Source organism: Thalassobacter stenotrophicus, from assembly GCF_001458315.1.
In the GTDB taxonomy this organism is placed as follows: Bacteria; Pseudomonadota; Alphaproteobacteria; order Rhodobacterales; family Rhodobacteraceae; genus Thalassobacter; species Thalassobacter stenotrophicus.
Genome location: NZ_CYRX01000029.1, coordinates 1 through 11,622, shown reverse-complemented (window position 1 = coordinate 11,622; position 11,622 = coordinate 1). Strand labels below are relative to the sequence as shown.

The window sequence follows — 11,622 nt, the reverse complement described above, 5'->3', positions numbered from 1 at the left end:
GCGCACCACGCCCCGGATGCGCAAGCAAAACCCGCAACCTGCGGGCCGTACCCGGTCTGGGCCAGCGAGGATGTGAGGTGGGGAAAGCCACCATGGCGCGTCTGCTCAGTCTTGTTTTGCAACAACCCTAGGCGCTGACGCGCAACCTGTCACCCGTCGCGACGCAGCACCGAGATGTAAAAGCCGTCCATGCCGCCCTGCTCTGCCCAAAGATCAGGCAAAAGCCGCAGGCCATGGGGGCTTTGAGCTTGTTCCGGCAGGCCAAGGTCGGTGGGGTCCAGCGGCAGCGCGTTCCAGCCTGCATGACGCTTAAGCGCTGCTTTGACTTGGAATTCTCCCTCCACGGGCAGAAGCGAGCATGTGCAATACAGCAAACGCCCCTCCGGCGCGACAAAGCCCAGCGCCCTGTCGAGCATCTGATATTGCAGCTGAGTGAGGGTCTCGATCTCGGCGGGTTTCCGCAAATGCGGCAAGTCCGGGTGACGGCGAATAGTTCCCGTGGCCGAACATGGCGCATCCAGAACGACCACATCGAAGGGGGCCTCGGGCTCCCACTCCATCACGTCGGCAACGATAACATCCGCCGCAAGGCCGGTCCGCGCGAGGTTGTCCCGCAGACGCCGGACGCGTCCCTCAGAGATATCAAGCGCGGTCACATGCGCGCCAGCCGCTGCCATTTGCATGGTTTTGCCGCCGGGGGCCGCACATAGGTCCAACACCCGAAGCCCCGAAATATCGCCCAAAGTGCGCACGGGTGTTGCGGCAGCCGCGTCCTGCACCCACCAATCGCCGGTCTCAAACCCCGGAAGGGCCGTCACCTGCGCGCCCTCAATCCGGCGCGAACCGGTGGGCAAGTCGGTGCCGGGCAGCCCCTCTGGCATCGTGGTTTTCATCGTTAAATCTAGCGGCACTTGCGCCAAATGCGCGGCCTCAATCGCCTCAAGCCGGTCCCGGCCATAGGCCTTGGCGATGGGTTTGCGCAGCCACGGCGGCAGGGTTGCACTGGGCAACGCATCCCACCCGGCACGGTCCTGTGCCACTTTGCGCAGAACGGCATTCACAAGACCCGATTGCTTGGCCGTTTTAGGCACTGCCCCGGCAAGGGACACCGCACTATCGACCACACCATGCGGGGCGGCGTCGTCCAGCATCAATTCCGCCACGGCCAGCCGCAGAATTGCCTGCGTCCGAAGCGCGGGGGCGCGTTTGAGGTGCGGGCGCAACAAGGCGTCAATCCGGCTGAGGTGGCGCAGCACCAACCCCGCCAAACGGCCGGCACGCGCGGCATCAGCCCCATACATCGACAGGTCGGATTGCGCCTCGGTGAGCATCCGTTTTTCGATAAGAACAGCGTGAAGCAGCCTGAGCGCGCCGTTGCGGGCGTCCTGACCTGAGGCGATGGGCGTTGCGGACATGGCGCTTTCTCTTGAGTCTGCGGAAGTCACGCGTATATCAAAGGCCATGGCTGACACAACACCCACCCCACCCGAAGTTGATCCCGACACCCCACGGGAAACCGAAGCTGAGCGTCGCGCCAAGCTGCCCGAAGTCGCGCGCCGCGCCCTTGAGGAAGCCGACGCACGCAAAGCCGCGCAAGCCGCCGCCGAGATGCCGACAGAATTGGGCGGACGCGACGGGCCGGAACCCGTCCGCTATGGCGATTGGGAGAAAAAGGGCATCGCGATCGATTTTTGATCGCGCCTAGCGCAGCTTCAAGTCGGCGGAATCTCCAGCACCCTGATCGGACGTGAACCGCAGCGTGTCGCCGTTCACGCGGACCTCTTGGCAGTTGTACCCAAGGTCATAGGTGCCCCAGTAAAGCGACCGGCAAAAGTAGTTGCCCTGCCATTGCCAAGCGCCCGTTACATCACGACCAAAACCACGGCCAAGGATGTCCCCCTGCCCGGTGACATCCAGTTTGATCCCAAAGCGTGTCAGCGCCTTGCCATCAATCAAAGAGACGAAATCCGTCCGCGAATCTATTTTCTCAAATGCATGCGCCGACACCGGCAACATCAGCATGACCGCCCCAAAGGCTGCCAAAGCCGTCCAACGTTTAACCATAACATCACTCCTTGGTGATGCAGAGTATACGCAGGACTATGACATTTGGATTTATTTCAGTCCCAAAACGTCGAGCATATCAAATGCACCGGGGCCTTTGTCCTGCCCCCAAAGGGCGGCCTTTAGTGCCCCGCGGGCAAAAACAGAACGGTCGCTGGCAACGTGGCGCAGGGTCAAACGCTCTCCCTCGGCAGCAAAGAGGACGTCATGTTCACCAATGATGTCGCCGCCGCGGATGGCGTGAAAACCGATGGCTCCACGTTCCCGCGCGCCAGTGATCCCGTCCCGGCCACGGTCCGCCACATCCGCCAGTGAAACACCGCGCCCTTCGGCTGCCGCCTCACCCAACATCAGCGCAGTCCCAGAGGGTGCGTCGACTTTGTGACGGTGGTGGCCCTCAATGACCTCAATGTCGTAGTCGGCGTCCAACGCAGCGGCGACCTGTTTCACCACTTGGGTCAACAGATTAACCCCGAGGCTCATGTTGCCTGCGCGCACAATCGTAGCGTGGCGCGCGGCAGGGCCGAGGGCTGCGATATCCTCATCCGATAGCCCCGTGGTGCCAATCACATGCACGGCACGGGCCTGTGCGGTCAGTTCGGACATCGCGAGGGTTGCGGCAGGCGTTGTAAAATCGATCACGGCCTGCGCATTGGCGACCACCTCAATGGGATCATCCGTCACCGGCACGCCGATATCCGCCCCACCCAGACACGAACCCAGATCTCGACCTGCCCAGTCGTGGCCCGGACGTTCCGTCACCCCCACAAGGCGACAATCGGGGGACGCTTGCACCACGTCGATAAGCATCCGCCCCATGCGACCCGAGCCGCCCATCACAACGATACCGGGCGTCTGCGACTGTGATTGGACCATGTTTTTGCCTCCTGGGAATTGAGCCCCGTTGATGCGCAATCCGCAGCCCAAAGGCAACGGGTTGCTTGCGCCCTTGCGCTTGCGGGCCTATCTGAAGCGAAACAACCAAGGGGCGCGCCATGGGCAAGTCGACTTTCTCTGATGGGGCCGGACCCTCGCAACGCCAGCTACGTGTTGGCGAATTGATCCGACGCACCATGTCGGAATTGCTGTTGCGCGGTGATCTGCATGACCCCGATCTGAACGCGCTGTCGATCACTGTGTCCGAGGTGCGTGTGTCCGGCGATCTGCGGATCGCAACGGCCTACGTCCTGCCCTTGGGTGGTGACAACAAGACCGCCGCAATCGAAGCACTCAAGCGCAACAAAGGTGAAATTCGCCGGGCCGTGTCCAAGGGCCTGACCATCAAGCATTCGCCCGAGATCCGCTTTTTGATCGATGAGACATTCGACAAAATGGACGAAACCAAACGGCTTTTGGCCAGCGATCACGTGGCCCAAGACCTCAAGCCGGATACACCCCAAGACCCCGACACCGAATGATACTGCGCGCGGCCATTGCACTTCTTTGCTTGTTGGCCGCGCCCGCAGTGGCCTGTGAGCAGATCACGCACCGTGATGCGCGCTTTACCGTATGCGAAGTCGCGCCAGACGCCCGTGTGGAACTGTTCCTGCGTGATGAAGCGGGCGATATCCTTGGTGCGTTCTCATCCGTGAAATCCCGCGTTGACGGCACCGTTGTCATGGCGATGAACGCGGGCATGTATCACGATGACCGCCGCCCCGTGGGCCTGTACATTGAGGACGGCATCCAAGAAGCCCCGATCGTCACCCGCGCTGGGCCGGGGAACTTTGGCCTTCTTCCCAACGGGGTCTTTTGCCTGCGCGCGGATCGCTCAGATGTGATCGAAAGCCGCGCATTTGCCGCCAACCCACCCGCCTGCACCGACGCCACGCAATCGGGGCCAATGCTGGTGATCGACGGCGCACTGCACCCACGGTTTCTGCCCGACAGCACGTCACGCAACATTCGCAACGGGGTGGGCACTTCGGCCGATGGGCAACGCGTTGTTTTTGCCATCTCGGATGATGCGGTCACCTTTCACGAATTCGGAACCCTTTTCCGCGATACACTGGGCCTGCCGAATGCACTGTATTTCGATGGTCGGATCTCACGGCTGTATGCCCCCGCCGTGGGGCGCAATGACTTTGGCCTGCCTCTGGGGCCGATCGTCGCCGTGATCGCGGATTGACGGGCTTACACGGGCGCAGTAGCACGCGGCCTTCATCTTTCAGGACGGATCAAAACACATGGGACGCAAACGCAAGGGTCGCGCAGTGCACGGATGGCTGGTTGTGGACAAACCTGCGGGCGTGACCTCAACCGCTGTGGTCAACAAGGTTCGCTGGGCGTTGGGCGCTCAGAAAGCCGGCCACGCGGGGACCTTGGACCCTGATGCAACAGGCGTTCTGGCCGTCGCCTTGGGTGAGGCCACAAAAACCGTGCCCTACATTACCGATGCGCTGAAATGCTACCGGTTCGAAGTGCGGTTGGGGGCCTCTACCACCACCGACGACGCAAGCGGTGAAGTGATTGAAACCTCTGATGCCCGCCCCACGGACGCTGAAATCGAATCTGCCCTTGCAGCCTACCGTGGCGATATCATGCAGGTCCCGCCGCAATTTTCCGCCGTAAAGGTCGATGGTGAACGCGCCTATGACATCGCCCGCGAGGGTGAGGTGATGGAACTGGCTGCACGCCCCCTTTGGGTGGATAGTCTGGATCTGATTGAGCGGACCGGCCCTGACACTGTCCTACTTGAAATGGTCTGCGGCAAAGGCGGCTATGTCCGGTCAATCGCGCGCGATCTGGGCGCGGATTTGGGCTGCTTGGGGCATGTCGCGTGGTTGCGCCGCACATGGTCTGGCCCGTTTGAGGCCGAAGCCGCGCTGCCCTTTGACCAAGTCGATGCCTTGGCCCAAACACCCGAGCTAGACACCCATATCCAACCCTTGGAATTAGGCCTTGAGGATTTGCCCATGCTGCCTTGCGCCGCCGACGGCGCCGCGAAACTGCGCAACGGCAACCCCGGAATGGTCTTTTCCTCTGACGTTGACTACGGCGAAGAGGCGTGGGCCGCGCTAGATGGCAAAGCCGTTGCCATCGGAACCTACCGGAGCGGTGAATTGCATCCCTCAAAGGTGTTTCAAACCTTCCAAAGTTGAAACATTTGGGGGGACGAGCATGTAAGTCGCAGCCCGTTGCCCCCCAAACACCGTCTAATTGTTACAGCCAATCACGGTGATAGGAACGCGCCTACACCTCGCCGTGAGGCGTGTATCCCGCTGCGTGTTTTGCCTGCATCCTAAGTGCAATCACATCAACGGGCCGTGCGTCACACACACCGCACGGTCCACCATTTTTAGGACTGCACAATGAACCGCTCTTTCTTTCAAATCCTCACCGCAGGTGCGCTCGCGACCATCGCGTTTGACCTTTTCGGCCAAGGGCTTTCACCGCTTTTTGGCTTTGCAAAACTTGCCCCTGTGGGCCTTGCCAACGGCACGCTCAACGCGGTTTTTGGCAGCTCGCCCAAAGGCGCTGCTGATGCGCTACATATCATGACAGGGCTGCTTGCCTATCCGCTGGGCTATCTGCTCGTCGCACGGCCCATTGCTGGAAAAATCCTGCCCAACCTACATTGGAGCGGTGTCGCCATCGGCTATGGCATCGGACTGTGGGTTTTTGCCCTGTATGGTATGGCGCATCTTGTGGCCGGGCTGAAACCCTTCCTCGGGTTTACGGGCATCACTTGGGTCGCGCTTTGGGGGCATATCCTCTTCGCGCTTGTCGCCGCATGGGTGCTAGAGCGAGAGGCCGAAGAACCCGCACACGCCTAAACAGACCAACACGCGGCCGCCCCTTTCCTCAGGGGTGGCCGTTCGTATATGCCACCCGTCATGATCACACGCACACATATCAAAGACGACGCCCCCTCTGTGGCGACCTATTCCGATTGTGAAACATACCGCTACGCGTTGACCCGCACATGGGACGACAGCGGCGCGCGGGTGAATTTCCTAATGCTCAACCCCTCCACCGCGACGGAGGTACAAAACGACCCCACAGTGGAACGCTGCGAACGCCGGGCGCGGGCCTTGGGGTTCGGCGCATTTCGGGTCACGAATATCTTTGCACTTCGCGCCACAGACCCGCGCGACATGCGCGCCGCTGCCGATCCCATCGGTGCAGGTAATGACGCCGCCATCCTAGAGGCCGCGGATTGGGCCACACAGGTGGTCTGCGCGTGGGGCACGCACGGCGCACATATGGGGCGCGGGATTGCGGTTGAGGCCCTGTTGCGCCCAACGGGCGTGCCGTTGTTGCACCTTGGGCTGAGCAAAGCGGGCCATCCGAAACACCCGCTTTACATCAGCTACACGACCCAGCCAGAGCCGTGGCACCCCGCCTAGACCCTAGTCCTTGGGCGTGGTGCGCGCATACTCAGGCGTGATTGGGATGTGTTCATCATCATCGCCGGGTGGCAGCTGAAACGGGCCGTTTTCCCAATCGGCCGCCATCCACGCCTCTTTAGCCTCTTCGATCTTGTCCTTTGAGGACGACACGAAGTTCCACCAAATATAGCGCTTTTCATTCATCGTCGCGCCGCCCAGCACCATCAGCCGCGCGCCCTGCGGACCTGCTTTGGCGGAAATGGAATCGCCGGGGCGGAACACCATCATCCGACCCGCTGGGAATGTATCACCCGCTACTTCAATGCTGCCCTCGGTCACGTAGATACCGCGATCCTCATGATTGTCCGGCAGGGGAAAGGAGGCCCCCGCAGCCAATACAACATCGGCATAGAACGTTTCAGAATGCATCGTGACGGGGCTGGTTTCGCCGTAGGCATCCCCAAGGATCAGCCGCGCGGTCACACCTGTGTCCGTAATCACCGGGAGAGCAGCCTCCTTATGGTGCTCAAAATCGGGGGCAATGTCCTCTTTGTCCTCTGGCAGGGCGATCCACGTCTGAATTCCGAACAGCTTATTGCGGGTGGCGCGTGTCTCTTCTGAGGTCCGCTCCGAGTGAGTGACACCTCGGCCAGCTGTCATCCAATTCACCTCACCGGGATAAATCATCTGATGGGTGCCGATGCTATCGCGATGCTCAAACTCACCTTGATAAAGGTATGTCACAGTCCCGAGACCAATGTGAGGATGCGGGCGCACATCGATCCCGCCATCAGTGATAAATTCCGCCGGACCCATCTGATCGAAAAAGATGAACGGCCCAACCATCTGGCGCTTGGGCGATGGCAGCGCGCGGCGCACGTCAAACCCGCCGATATCCCGCGCACGGGGAACGATCAGTGTTTCTAACGCACCGGCGGCGCTTGGGCATTCGGGACTTTGGGTCGGGTTCCAACTCATCTGGGTCACCTTTCTAACTGCGGGTCCGTAGGGAATTTGTTAACCATATGATGTAAAAACGCCAAAGCGCCACTGCAGCGAAAACGCACCGCACGTGCATTTCCGCACAAAGGTCGCTGCCGCGGCTGCGCGCAATGGGTTGCATCGGATGTGGAATCGTCCTAACTGCCCTCACTTCTCCAAGGGCCCTGCTGGACGACATCCCGGCTTGTGCCATTCACTCAAACCATAGGAGACCCCGATGTCGATCACAGTTGAAGAAAAAAACCGCCTGATCAAAGAATTCGCAACCAAAGAAGGCGACACTGGTTCGCCCGAAGTGCAGATTGCGATCCTGACCTCGCGGATCTCCACGCTCACTGAGCACTTCAAAACACACAAAAAAGACAACCACGGCCGTCGCGGCCTTCTGAAGATGGTTGCTCTGCGCCGTAAGCTTCTTGACTACACACGTGGCAAAGACGAAGCGCGCTACCAAGACATCATCAAGCGTCTCGGCATCCGCCGCTAAGTCGCTTCGATAGTTAAAAGAAACGCTCGCATCTTGGTGCGAGCGTTTTTCGTTGTGGGGTGCCGGTTTAGGCGCGGATAGTCAGTTCAAGTACTGAGCGATCTGATCCTTTAGAGCCATGCGTTGCTTGCGCAGCATATTCATATGCTCGTCCGAGGTCGGCTCCACATTCGTTTCGGCACGATGCACGGCACGATTCACTTCGTGATAATCCTCAAACAGTTTCGCAAAATGGGCGTCCGACTGTTTGAGCGTACTCATGTGGTCCGCGCTTTCGGGGAATTCTTCGGCCAATTCGTGTGGTGTGTTGCTCATGTGTCCTCCGGGATGTCTGGTGCGCCCGGACCATTCACCGACCGGGCACCGCCTAACCTGACGCGTCTGCCCCAGATTGCCTTGACCCAAATCAACTGGGACCAATCGGTCACGCGCGCCCAAACCCCGCGCGCCAGCAAGACCCTTCCCAAACGGCACCAAACACTGTATGCGCGCACCATCTGAGACGTAACGCAGCAGACCCCGGCGTTGTGCAAAAGGATTGGGGTCGGCGGCAATGGGGCCGCCAAGCCACGGGAGACCCGGGAAGGCCCGGGAGTGCTCCCTCATAGGAAACGATGAATGTTCAACGTTGTTAAGAAAGAAATCGAGTGGGGTCACGACACCCTTACTCTGGAAACAGGTAAAGTTGCGCGCCAAGCAGACGGCTGCGTAATCGCCACCTACGGTGAGACGTCCGTCATGGCCGCCGTCACCTTTGCAAAGGCGCAAAAGCCCGGCCAGGACTTCTTCCCCCTGACCGTGCACTACAATGAAAAATACTACGCTGCGGGTAAAATCCCCGGTGGTTTCTTCAAGCGTGAGGCCCGCCCCACCGAAAAAGAAACACTGACCTCGCGTCTGATCGACCGCCCGATCCGCCCACTGTTCGTGGACGGCTTCAAAAACGAAGTTCTGGTGATCTGCACAGTGCTGTCCCACGATCTTGAAAACGACCCAGACGTCGTTGCAATGATCGCGGCATCCGCTGCTCTGACGATCTCTGGCGCACCATTCATGGGCCCCATCGCTGGCGCACGTGTTGGTTTCGTGGATGGCGAATACGTGCTGAACCCAGCCGTGGACGACATGCAGGACCTGCGCAACAACCCCGAGCAACGTCTCGATCTGGTTGTCGCCGGCACCAAAGACGCCGTGATGATGGTCGAATCCGAAGCCTATGAGCTGTCGGAAGCCGAAATGCTGGGTGCTGTTAAGTTCGGTCACGAACAAATGCAGCCTGTCATCGACCTGATCGTTGATCTGGCCGAAGATGCCGCAAAAGAGCCCTTCAACTTCCAAGCTCCTGATTTCAGCGACCTCTCGGCCGCCGTAAAGGCCGCTGGCGAAGAGCAAATGCGCGCTGCATACGCGATCACCGACAAGCAAGAGCGCACCGCCGCTGTTGCCGCTGCAAAAGACGCGATCAAAGCCGCACTGACCGAAGATCAACTGGCTGACGAAAACCTCGGCACCGCACTGAAAAAGCTGGAATCGGCTGTTCTGCGCGGCGACGTTGTCAAAAACGGCAAGCGGATCGACGGGCGTGCCCTTGATACCGTACGTCCGATCGTCTCTGAGACTGGCATCCTGCCACGGACCCACGGCTCGGCGCTGTTCACACGTGGTGAAACGCAAGGTCTGGTTGTTACGACACTCGGCACCGGCGACGATGAGCAATTCATCGACGCGCTGCACGGCAACTTTAAGTCGAACTTCCTCCTGCACTACAACTTCCCTCCCTACTCGGTGGGTGAAGTTGGGCGTTTCGGCCCTCCCGGTCGTCGTGAAATCGGTCACGGTAAACTCGCATGGCGCGCCCTTCAGGCCGTTCTGCCCGCCGCAACCGACTTCCCCTACACCGTGCGCTTGGTCTCCGAGATCACGGAATCGAACGGCTCCTCCTCGATGGCTTCCGTCTGTGGCGGTTCGCTGTCCATGATGGACGCTGGTGTGCCTCTGAAAGCCGCCGTTGCAGGCGTGGCCATGGGCCTCGTTCTAGAAGACGACGGTGACTACGCTGTCCTGACCGATATCCTCGGCGACGAAGATCACCTCGGCGACATGGACTTCAAAGTGGCTGGTACCGAAGAAGGCATCACATCGCTTCAGATGGACATCAAGGTCGCAGGCATCACGCCCGCAATCATGGAAAAAGCTCTGGAGCAAGCCAAAGCAGGCCGTATCCACATCCTCGGCGAAATGGCCAAGGCACTGACTGGCGCGCAGGAATTCTCTGTGCACGCCCCCCGCATCGAAACGATGCAGGTTCCAACCGACAAGATCCGTGAAGTGATCGGCTCGGGCGGTAAAGTCATCCGCGAAATCGTGGAAGTCTCGGGCGCGAAGGTCGACATCAACGACGACGGCATCATCAAGATCGCCTCGCCAAATGCCGAAGCCATCCAAAAAGCCTACGACATGATCCACTCGATCGTCGCAGAGCCCGAAGAAGGCAAAGTCTACAAAGGTAAAGTCGTCAAGATCGTCGACTTCGGCGCCTTTGTGAACTTCTTTGGCAAGCGTGACGGCCTTGTGCACGTCAGCCAGATCGAAAACCGTCGCCTGAACCATCCCTCGGACGTCCTCAAAGAGGGTCAAGAAGTATGGGTCAAGCTGCTCGGCTTTGACGATCGCGGCAAAGTCCGGCTCGCCATGAAAATGGTGAACCAGGAAACTGGCGCAGAAGAAGTAAAAGAAGAAGCCGCAGAGGGTTAAGCCCAACGCGTTTCTCAATAAAGGCCCCGGTGGAAACGCCGGGGCCTTTTGCGTTTAGTGAGTTGCTAGGGCAGGACGACGGGCCCGGAACCAAAGGGTTGTGCCAGCAACAATGACGACACCAACACCCGCCAGCATCGCAACCTGCCCGCCGAAATCATTGCGCACCATAATCGCGACCAAAGCCCAAACCACCGCTGCGCCATAGGTCAGGCTGGGCCGTTTCCACAGCACGACAAGCGCGATGCTGAGCGCGACACACAGCGCGATTAACCCCCAAACAACATCGCTAAGTCCACCGATGCCCCAGCCCGCTCCCGTAAGGCCCAACGCCACGCTGGACGCAGCTGTCAGCCAACCCGCGTACAAGCCCAATGGCCCCGCCAACATCCAAGCATCCTTGCGCGGCGCACGGATCAACGCCCAAAGCGCGCCTACAAGCATCACGTAAATCATAACCGTGGCCCAAACGGGTGAAACCTCTGCCACTGCCAACCATGGCACACCGGCAATCATACTCAGGATAAAACCGGGGCGCGTCGCGTCCCACGCAGGGTCCTCTCGAAACCGCCACAGCCCGACGGCGGCCATCACCAACAGCCAAAGGTAAATGATACCCCACAGCGAAAACGCATAGCCCGCAGGCAGCACCGGCGGCGTAAACTGCGGGATCGGATAAAGGGTAGGATTGAACCCATCAAACGGCACAAAAACCGGAGAGATGAAGAACGCGAGTGTCAGGCCAAGTACGGCAATTGCTTTGATAGTCATGCTCTATACATAGGGATTTACCCACAGGATACGAGCCGAAATCCCGCGCTTTTTGGGCGATTTTGCGCCGGAATACCTTTGCGTGAAATCCGTCATAGAACTGTTACGCCAACGTATCATTCTCGTCACACCGTATAGTTAACGATACATTTGCGTAGGGCTTTGTTGCACAAACCCGCTTGGGGACGTGTTTCCCCTGACCCCGGACGGATT

Annotated in this window: 14 protein-coding genes; 8 read left to right on the top strand and 6 right to left on the bottom strand. The window is 59.6% G+C overall.

What is annotated here, in order from left to right; translation table 11 throughout:
- Positions 1–149: 149 nt before the first annotated feature.
- Positions 150–1,415: an RsmB/NOP family class I SAM-dependent RNA methyltransferase gene (locus THS5294_RS09680; RefSeq protein ID WP_058123606.1), complete on the bottom strand. Its 1,266-nt coding sequence runs from the start codon at positions 1,413–1,415 to the stop codon at positions 150–152.
- A gap of 46 nt (positions 1,416–1,461) precedes the next feature.
- Here THS5294_RS09680 and THS5294_RS09675 point away from each other — a divergent pair, with 46 nt between their 5' ends.
- Entirely contained in the window at positions 1,462–1,695 is a 234-nt protein-coding gene (locus tag THS5294_RS09675; RefSeq protein WP_038007669.1) for a DUF1674 domain-containing protein, read from the top strand.
- Between the two features lie 6 nt (positions 1,696–1,701).
- Here the strand turns inward: THS5294_RS09675 and THS5294_RS09670 are convergent, their stop codons facing one another.
- Together THS5294_RS09670 and dapB are read right to left on the bottom strand one after the other, a co-directional pair.
- Complete coding sequence (locus THS5294_RS09670) at positions 1,702–2,064, bottom strand: hypothetical protein (RefSeq protein ID WP_058123605.1); 363 nt, start codon at positions 2,062–2,064, stop codon at positions 1,702–1,704.
- Positions 2,065–2,115: 51 nt separating this feature from the next.
- The gene (dapB, locus tag THS5294_RS09665) at positions 2,116–2,940 is read right to left on the bottom strand and encodes a 4-hydroxy-tetrahydrodipicolinate reductase (RefSeq protein ID WP_058123604.1); all 825 of its coding nucleotides are present in this window, start codon (positions 2,938–2,940) and stop codon (positions 2,116–2,118) included.
- 119 nt (positions 2,941–3,059) lie between these two features.
- Here dapB and rbfA point away from each other — a divergent pair, with 119 nt between their 5' ends.
- The 5 genes from rbfA to THS5294_RS09640 all read left to right on the top strand — a co-directional run bounded on the left by rbfA (position 3,060) and on the right by THS5294_RS09640 (position 6,413).
- Complete coding sequence (gene rbfA, locus THS5294_RS09660) at positions 3,060–3,482, top strand: 30S ribosome-binding factor RbfA (RefSeq protein WP_038007501.1); 423 nt, start codon at positions 3,060–3,062, stop codon at positions 3,480–3,482.
- Positions 3,479–4,192 (top strand): phosphodiester glycosidase family protein, encoded by a 714-nt coding sequence (locus THS5294_RS09655; protein ID WP_058123603.1) that lies wholly within the window; start codon positions 3,479–3,481, stop codon positions 4,190–4,192. The genes rbfA and THS5294_RS09655 overlap by 4 nt, the downstream gene beginning before the upstream one ends.
- Positions 4,193–4,250: 58 nt before the next feature.
- On the top strand, positions 4,251–5,165 hold the full coding sequence (gene truB / locus THS5294_RS09650) for a tRNA pseudouridine(55) synthase TruB (protein ID WP_038007495.1): 915 nt from the start codon (positions 4,251–4,253) through the stop codon (positions 5,163–5,165).
- Between the two features lie 210 nt (positions 5,166–5,375).
- Positions 5,376–5,840: a hypothetical protein gene (locus tag THS5294_RS09645; protein ID WP_038007494.1), complete on the top strand. Its 465-nt coding sequence runs from the start codon at positions 5,376–5,378 to the stop codon at positions 5,838–5,840.
- A gap of 60 nt (positions 5,841–5,900) precedes the next feature.
- Positions 5,901–6,413, top strand: coding sequence for a DUF1643 domain-containing protein (locus THS5294_RS09640; RefSeq protein WP_058123651.1), 513 nt, complete (start codon positions 5,901–5,903; stop codon positions 6,411–6,413).
- Between the two features lie 3 nt (positions 6,414–6,416).
- On the opposite strand, the gene THS5294_RS09635 is transcribed toward THS5294_RS09640, so the two are convergent.
- Positions 6,417–7,373, bottom strand: a complete 957-nt coding sequence (locus tag THS5294_RS09635) for a pirin family protein (RefSeq protein ID WP_058123602.1) — start codon at positions 7,371–7,373, stop codon at positions 6,417–6,419.
- Positions 7,374–7,614: 241 nt separating this feature from the next.
- Here THS5294_RS09635 and rpsO point away from each other — a divergent pair, with 241 nt between their 5' ends.
- Complete coding sequence (gene rpsO / locus THS5294_RS09630; protein ID WP_038007491.1) at positions 7,615–7,884, top strand: 30S ribosomal protein S15; 270 nt, start codon at positions 7,615–7,617, stop codon at positions 7,882–7,884.
- 81 nt (positions 7,885–7,965) lie between these two features.
- Here rpsO and THS5294_RS09625 read toward each other — a convergent pair whose 3' ends face one another.
- The gene (locus THS5294_RS09625; RefSeq protein ID WP_038007490.1) at positions 7,966–8,199 is read right to left on the bottom strand and encodes an HP1242/YdcH family protein; all 234 of its coding nucleotides are present in this window, start codon (positions 8,197–8,199) and stop codon (positions 7,966–7,968) included.
- Positions 8,200–8,502: 303 nt separating this feature from the next.
- Here THS5294_RS09625 and pnp point away from each other — a divergent pair, with 303 nt between their 5' ends.
- The gene (gene pnp, locus THS5294_RS09620) at positions 8,503–10,638 is read left to right on the top strand and encodes a polyribonucleotide nucleotidyltransferase (RefSeq protein ID WP_058123601.1); all 2,136 of its coding nucleotides are present in this window, start codon (positions 8,503–8,505) and stop codon (positions 10,636–10,638) included.
- 54 nt (positions 10,639–10,692) lie between these two features.
- Here the strand turns inward: pnp and THS5294_RS09615 are convergent, their stop codons facing one another.
- Positions 10,693–11,409, bottom strand: a complete 717-nt coding sequence (locus THS5294_RS09615; RefSeq protein WP_058123600.1) for a TspO-related membrane protein — start codon at positions 11,407–11,409, stop codon at positions 10,693–10,695.
- Between the last annotated feature and the right edge of the window lie 213 nt (positions 11,410–11,622).

What these genes read in the sequence shown, in the direction of transcription:
- rbfA (WP_038007501.1), top strand. Translation starts at nt 3,060, where the DNA reads ATGGGCAAGTCGACTTTCTCTGATGGGGCCGGACCCTCGCAACGCCAG.
- THS5294_RS09640 (WP_058123651.1), top strand. Translation starts at nt 5,901, where the DNA reads ATGATCACACGCACACATATCAAAGACGACGCCCCCTCTGTGGCGACC.
- pnp (WP_058123601.1), top strand. Translation starts at nt 8,503, where the DNA reads ATGTTCAACGTTGTTAAGAAAGAAATCGAGTGGGGTCACGACACCCTT.
- rpsO (WP_038007491.1), top strand. Translation starts at nt 7,615, where the DNA reads ATGTCGATCACAGTTGAAGAAAAAAACCGCCTGATCAAAGAATTCGCA.
- THS5294_RS09680 (WP_058123606.1), bottom strand. Translation starts at nt 1,415, where the DNA reads ATGTCCGCAACGCCCATCGCCTCAGGTCAGGACGCCCGCAACGGCGCG.
- THS5294_RS09635 (WP_058123602.1), bottom strand. Translation starts at nt 7,373, where the DNA reads ATGAGTTGGAACCCGACCCAAAGTCCCGAATGCCCAAGCGCCGCCGGT.
- THS5294_RS09655 (WP_058123603.1), top strand. Translation starts at nt 3,479, where the DNA reads ATGATACTGCGCGCGGCCATTGCACTTCTTTGCTTGTTGGCCGCGCCC.
- dapB (WP_058123604.1), bottom strand. Translation starts at nt 2,940, where the DNA reads ATGGTCCAATCACAGTCGCAGACGCCCGGTATCGTTGTGATGGGCGGC.
- THS5294_RS09625 (WP_038007490.1), bottom strand. Translation starts at nt 8,199, where the DNA reads ATGAGCAACACACCACACGAATTGGCCGAAGAATTCCCCGAAAGCGCG.
- THS5294_RS09615 (WP_058123600.1), bottom strand. Translation starts at nt 11,409, where the DNA reads ATGACTATCAAAGCAATTGCCGTACTTGGCCTGACACTCGCGTTCTTC.
- THS5294_RS09670 (WP_058123605.1), bottom strand. Translation starts at nt 2,064, where the DNA reads ATGGTTAAACGTTGGACGGCTTTGGCAGCCTTTGGGGCGGTCATGCTG.
- THS5294_RS09675 (WP_038007669.1), top strand. Translation starts at nt 1,462, where the DNA reads ATGGCTGACACAACACCCACCCCACCCGAAGTTGATCCCGACACCCCA.
- truB (WP_038007495.1), top strand. Translation starts at nt 4,251, where the DNA reads ATGGGACGCAAACGCAAGGGTCGCGCAGTGCACGGATGGCTGGTTGTG.
- THS5294_RS09645 (WP_038007494.1), top strand. Translation starts at nt 5,376, where the DNA reads ATGAACCGCTCTTTCTTTCAAATCCTCACCGCAGGTGCGCTCGCGACC.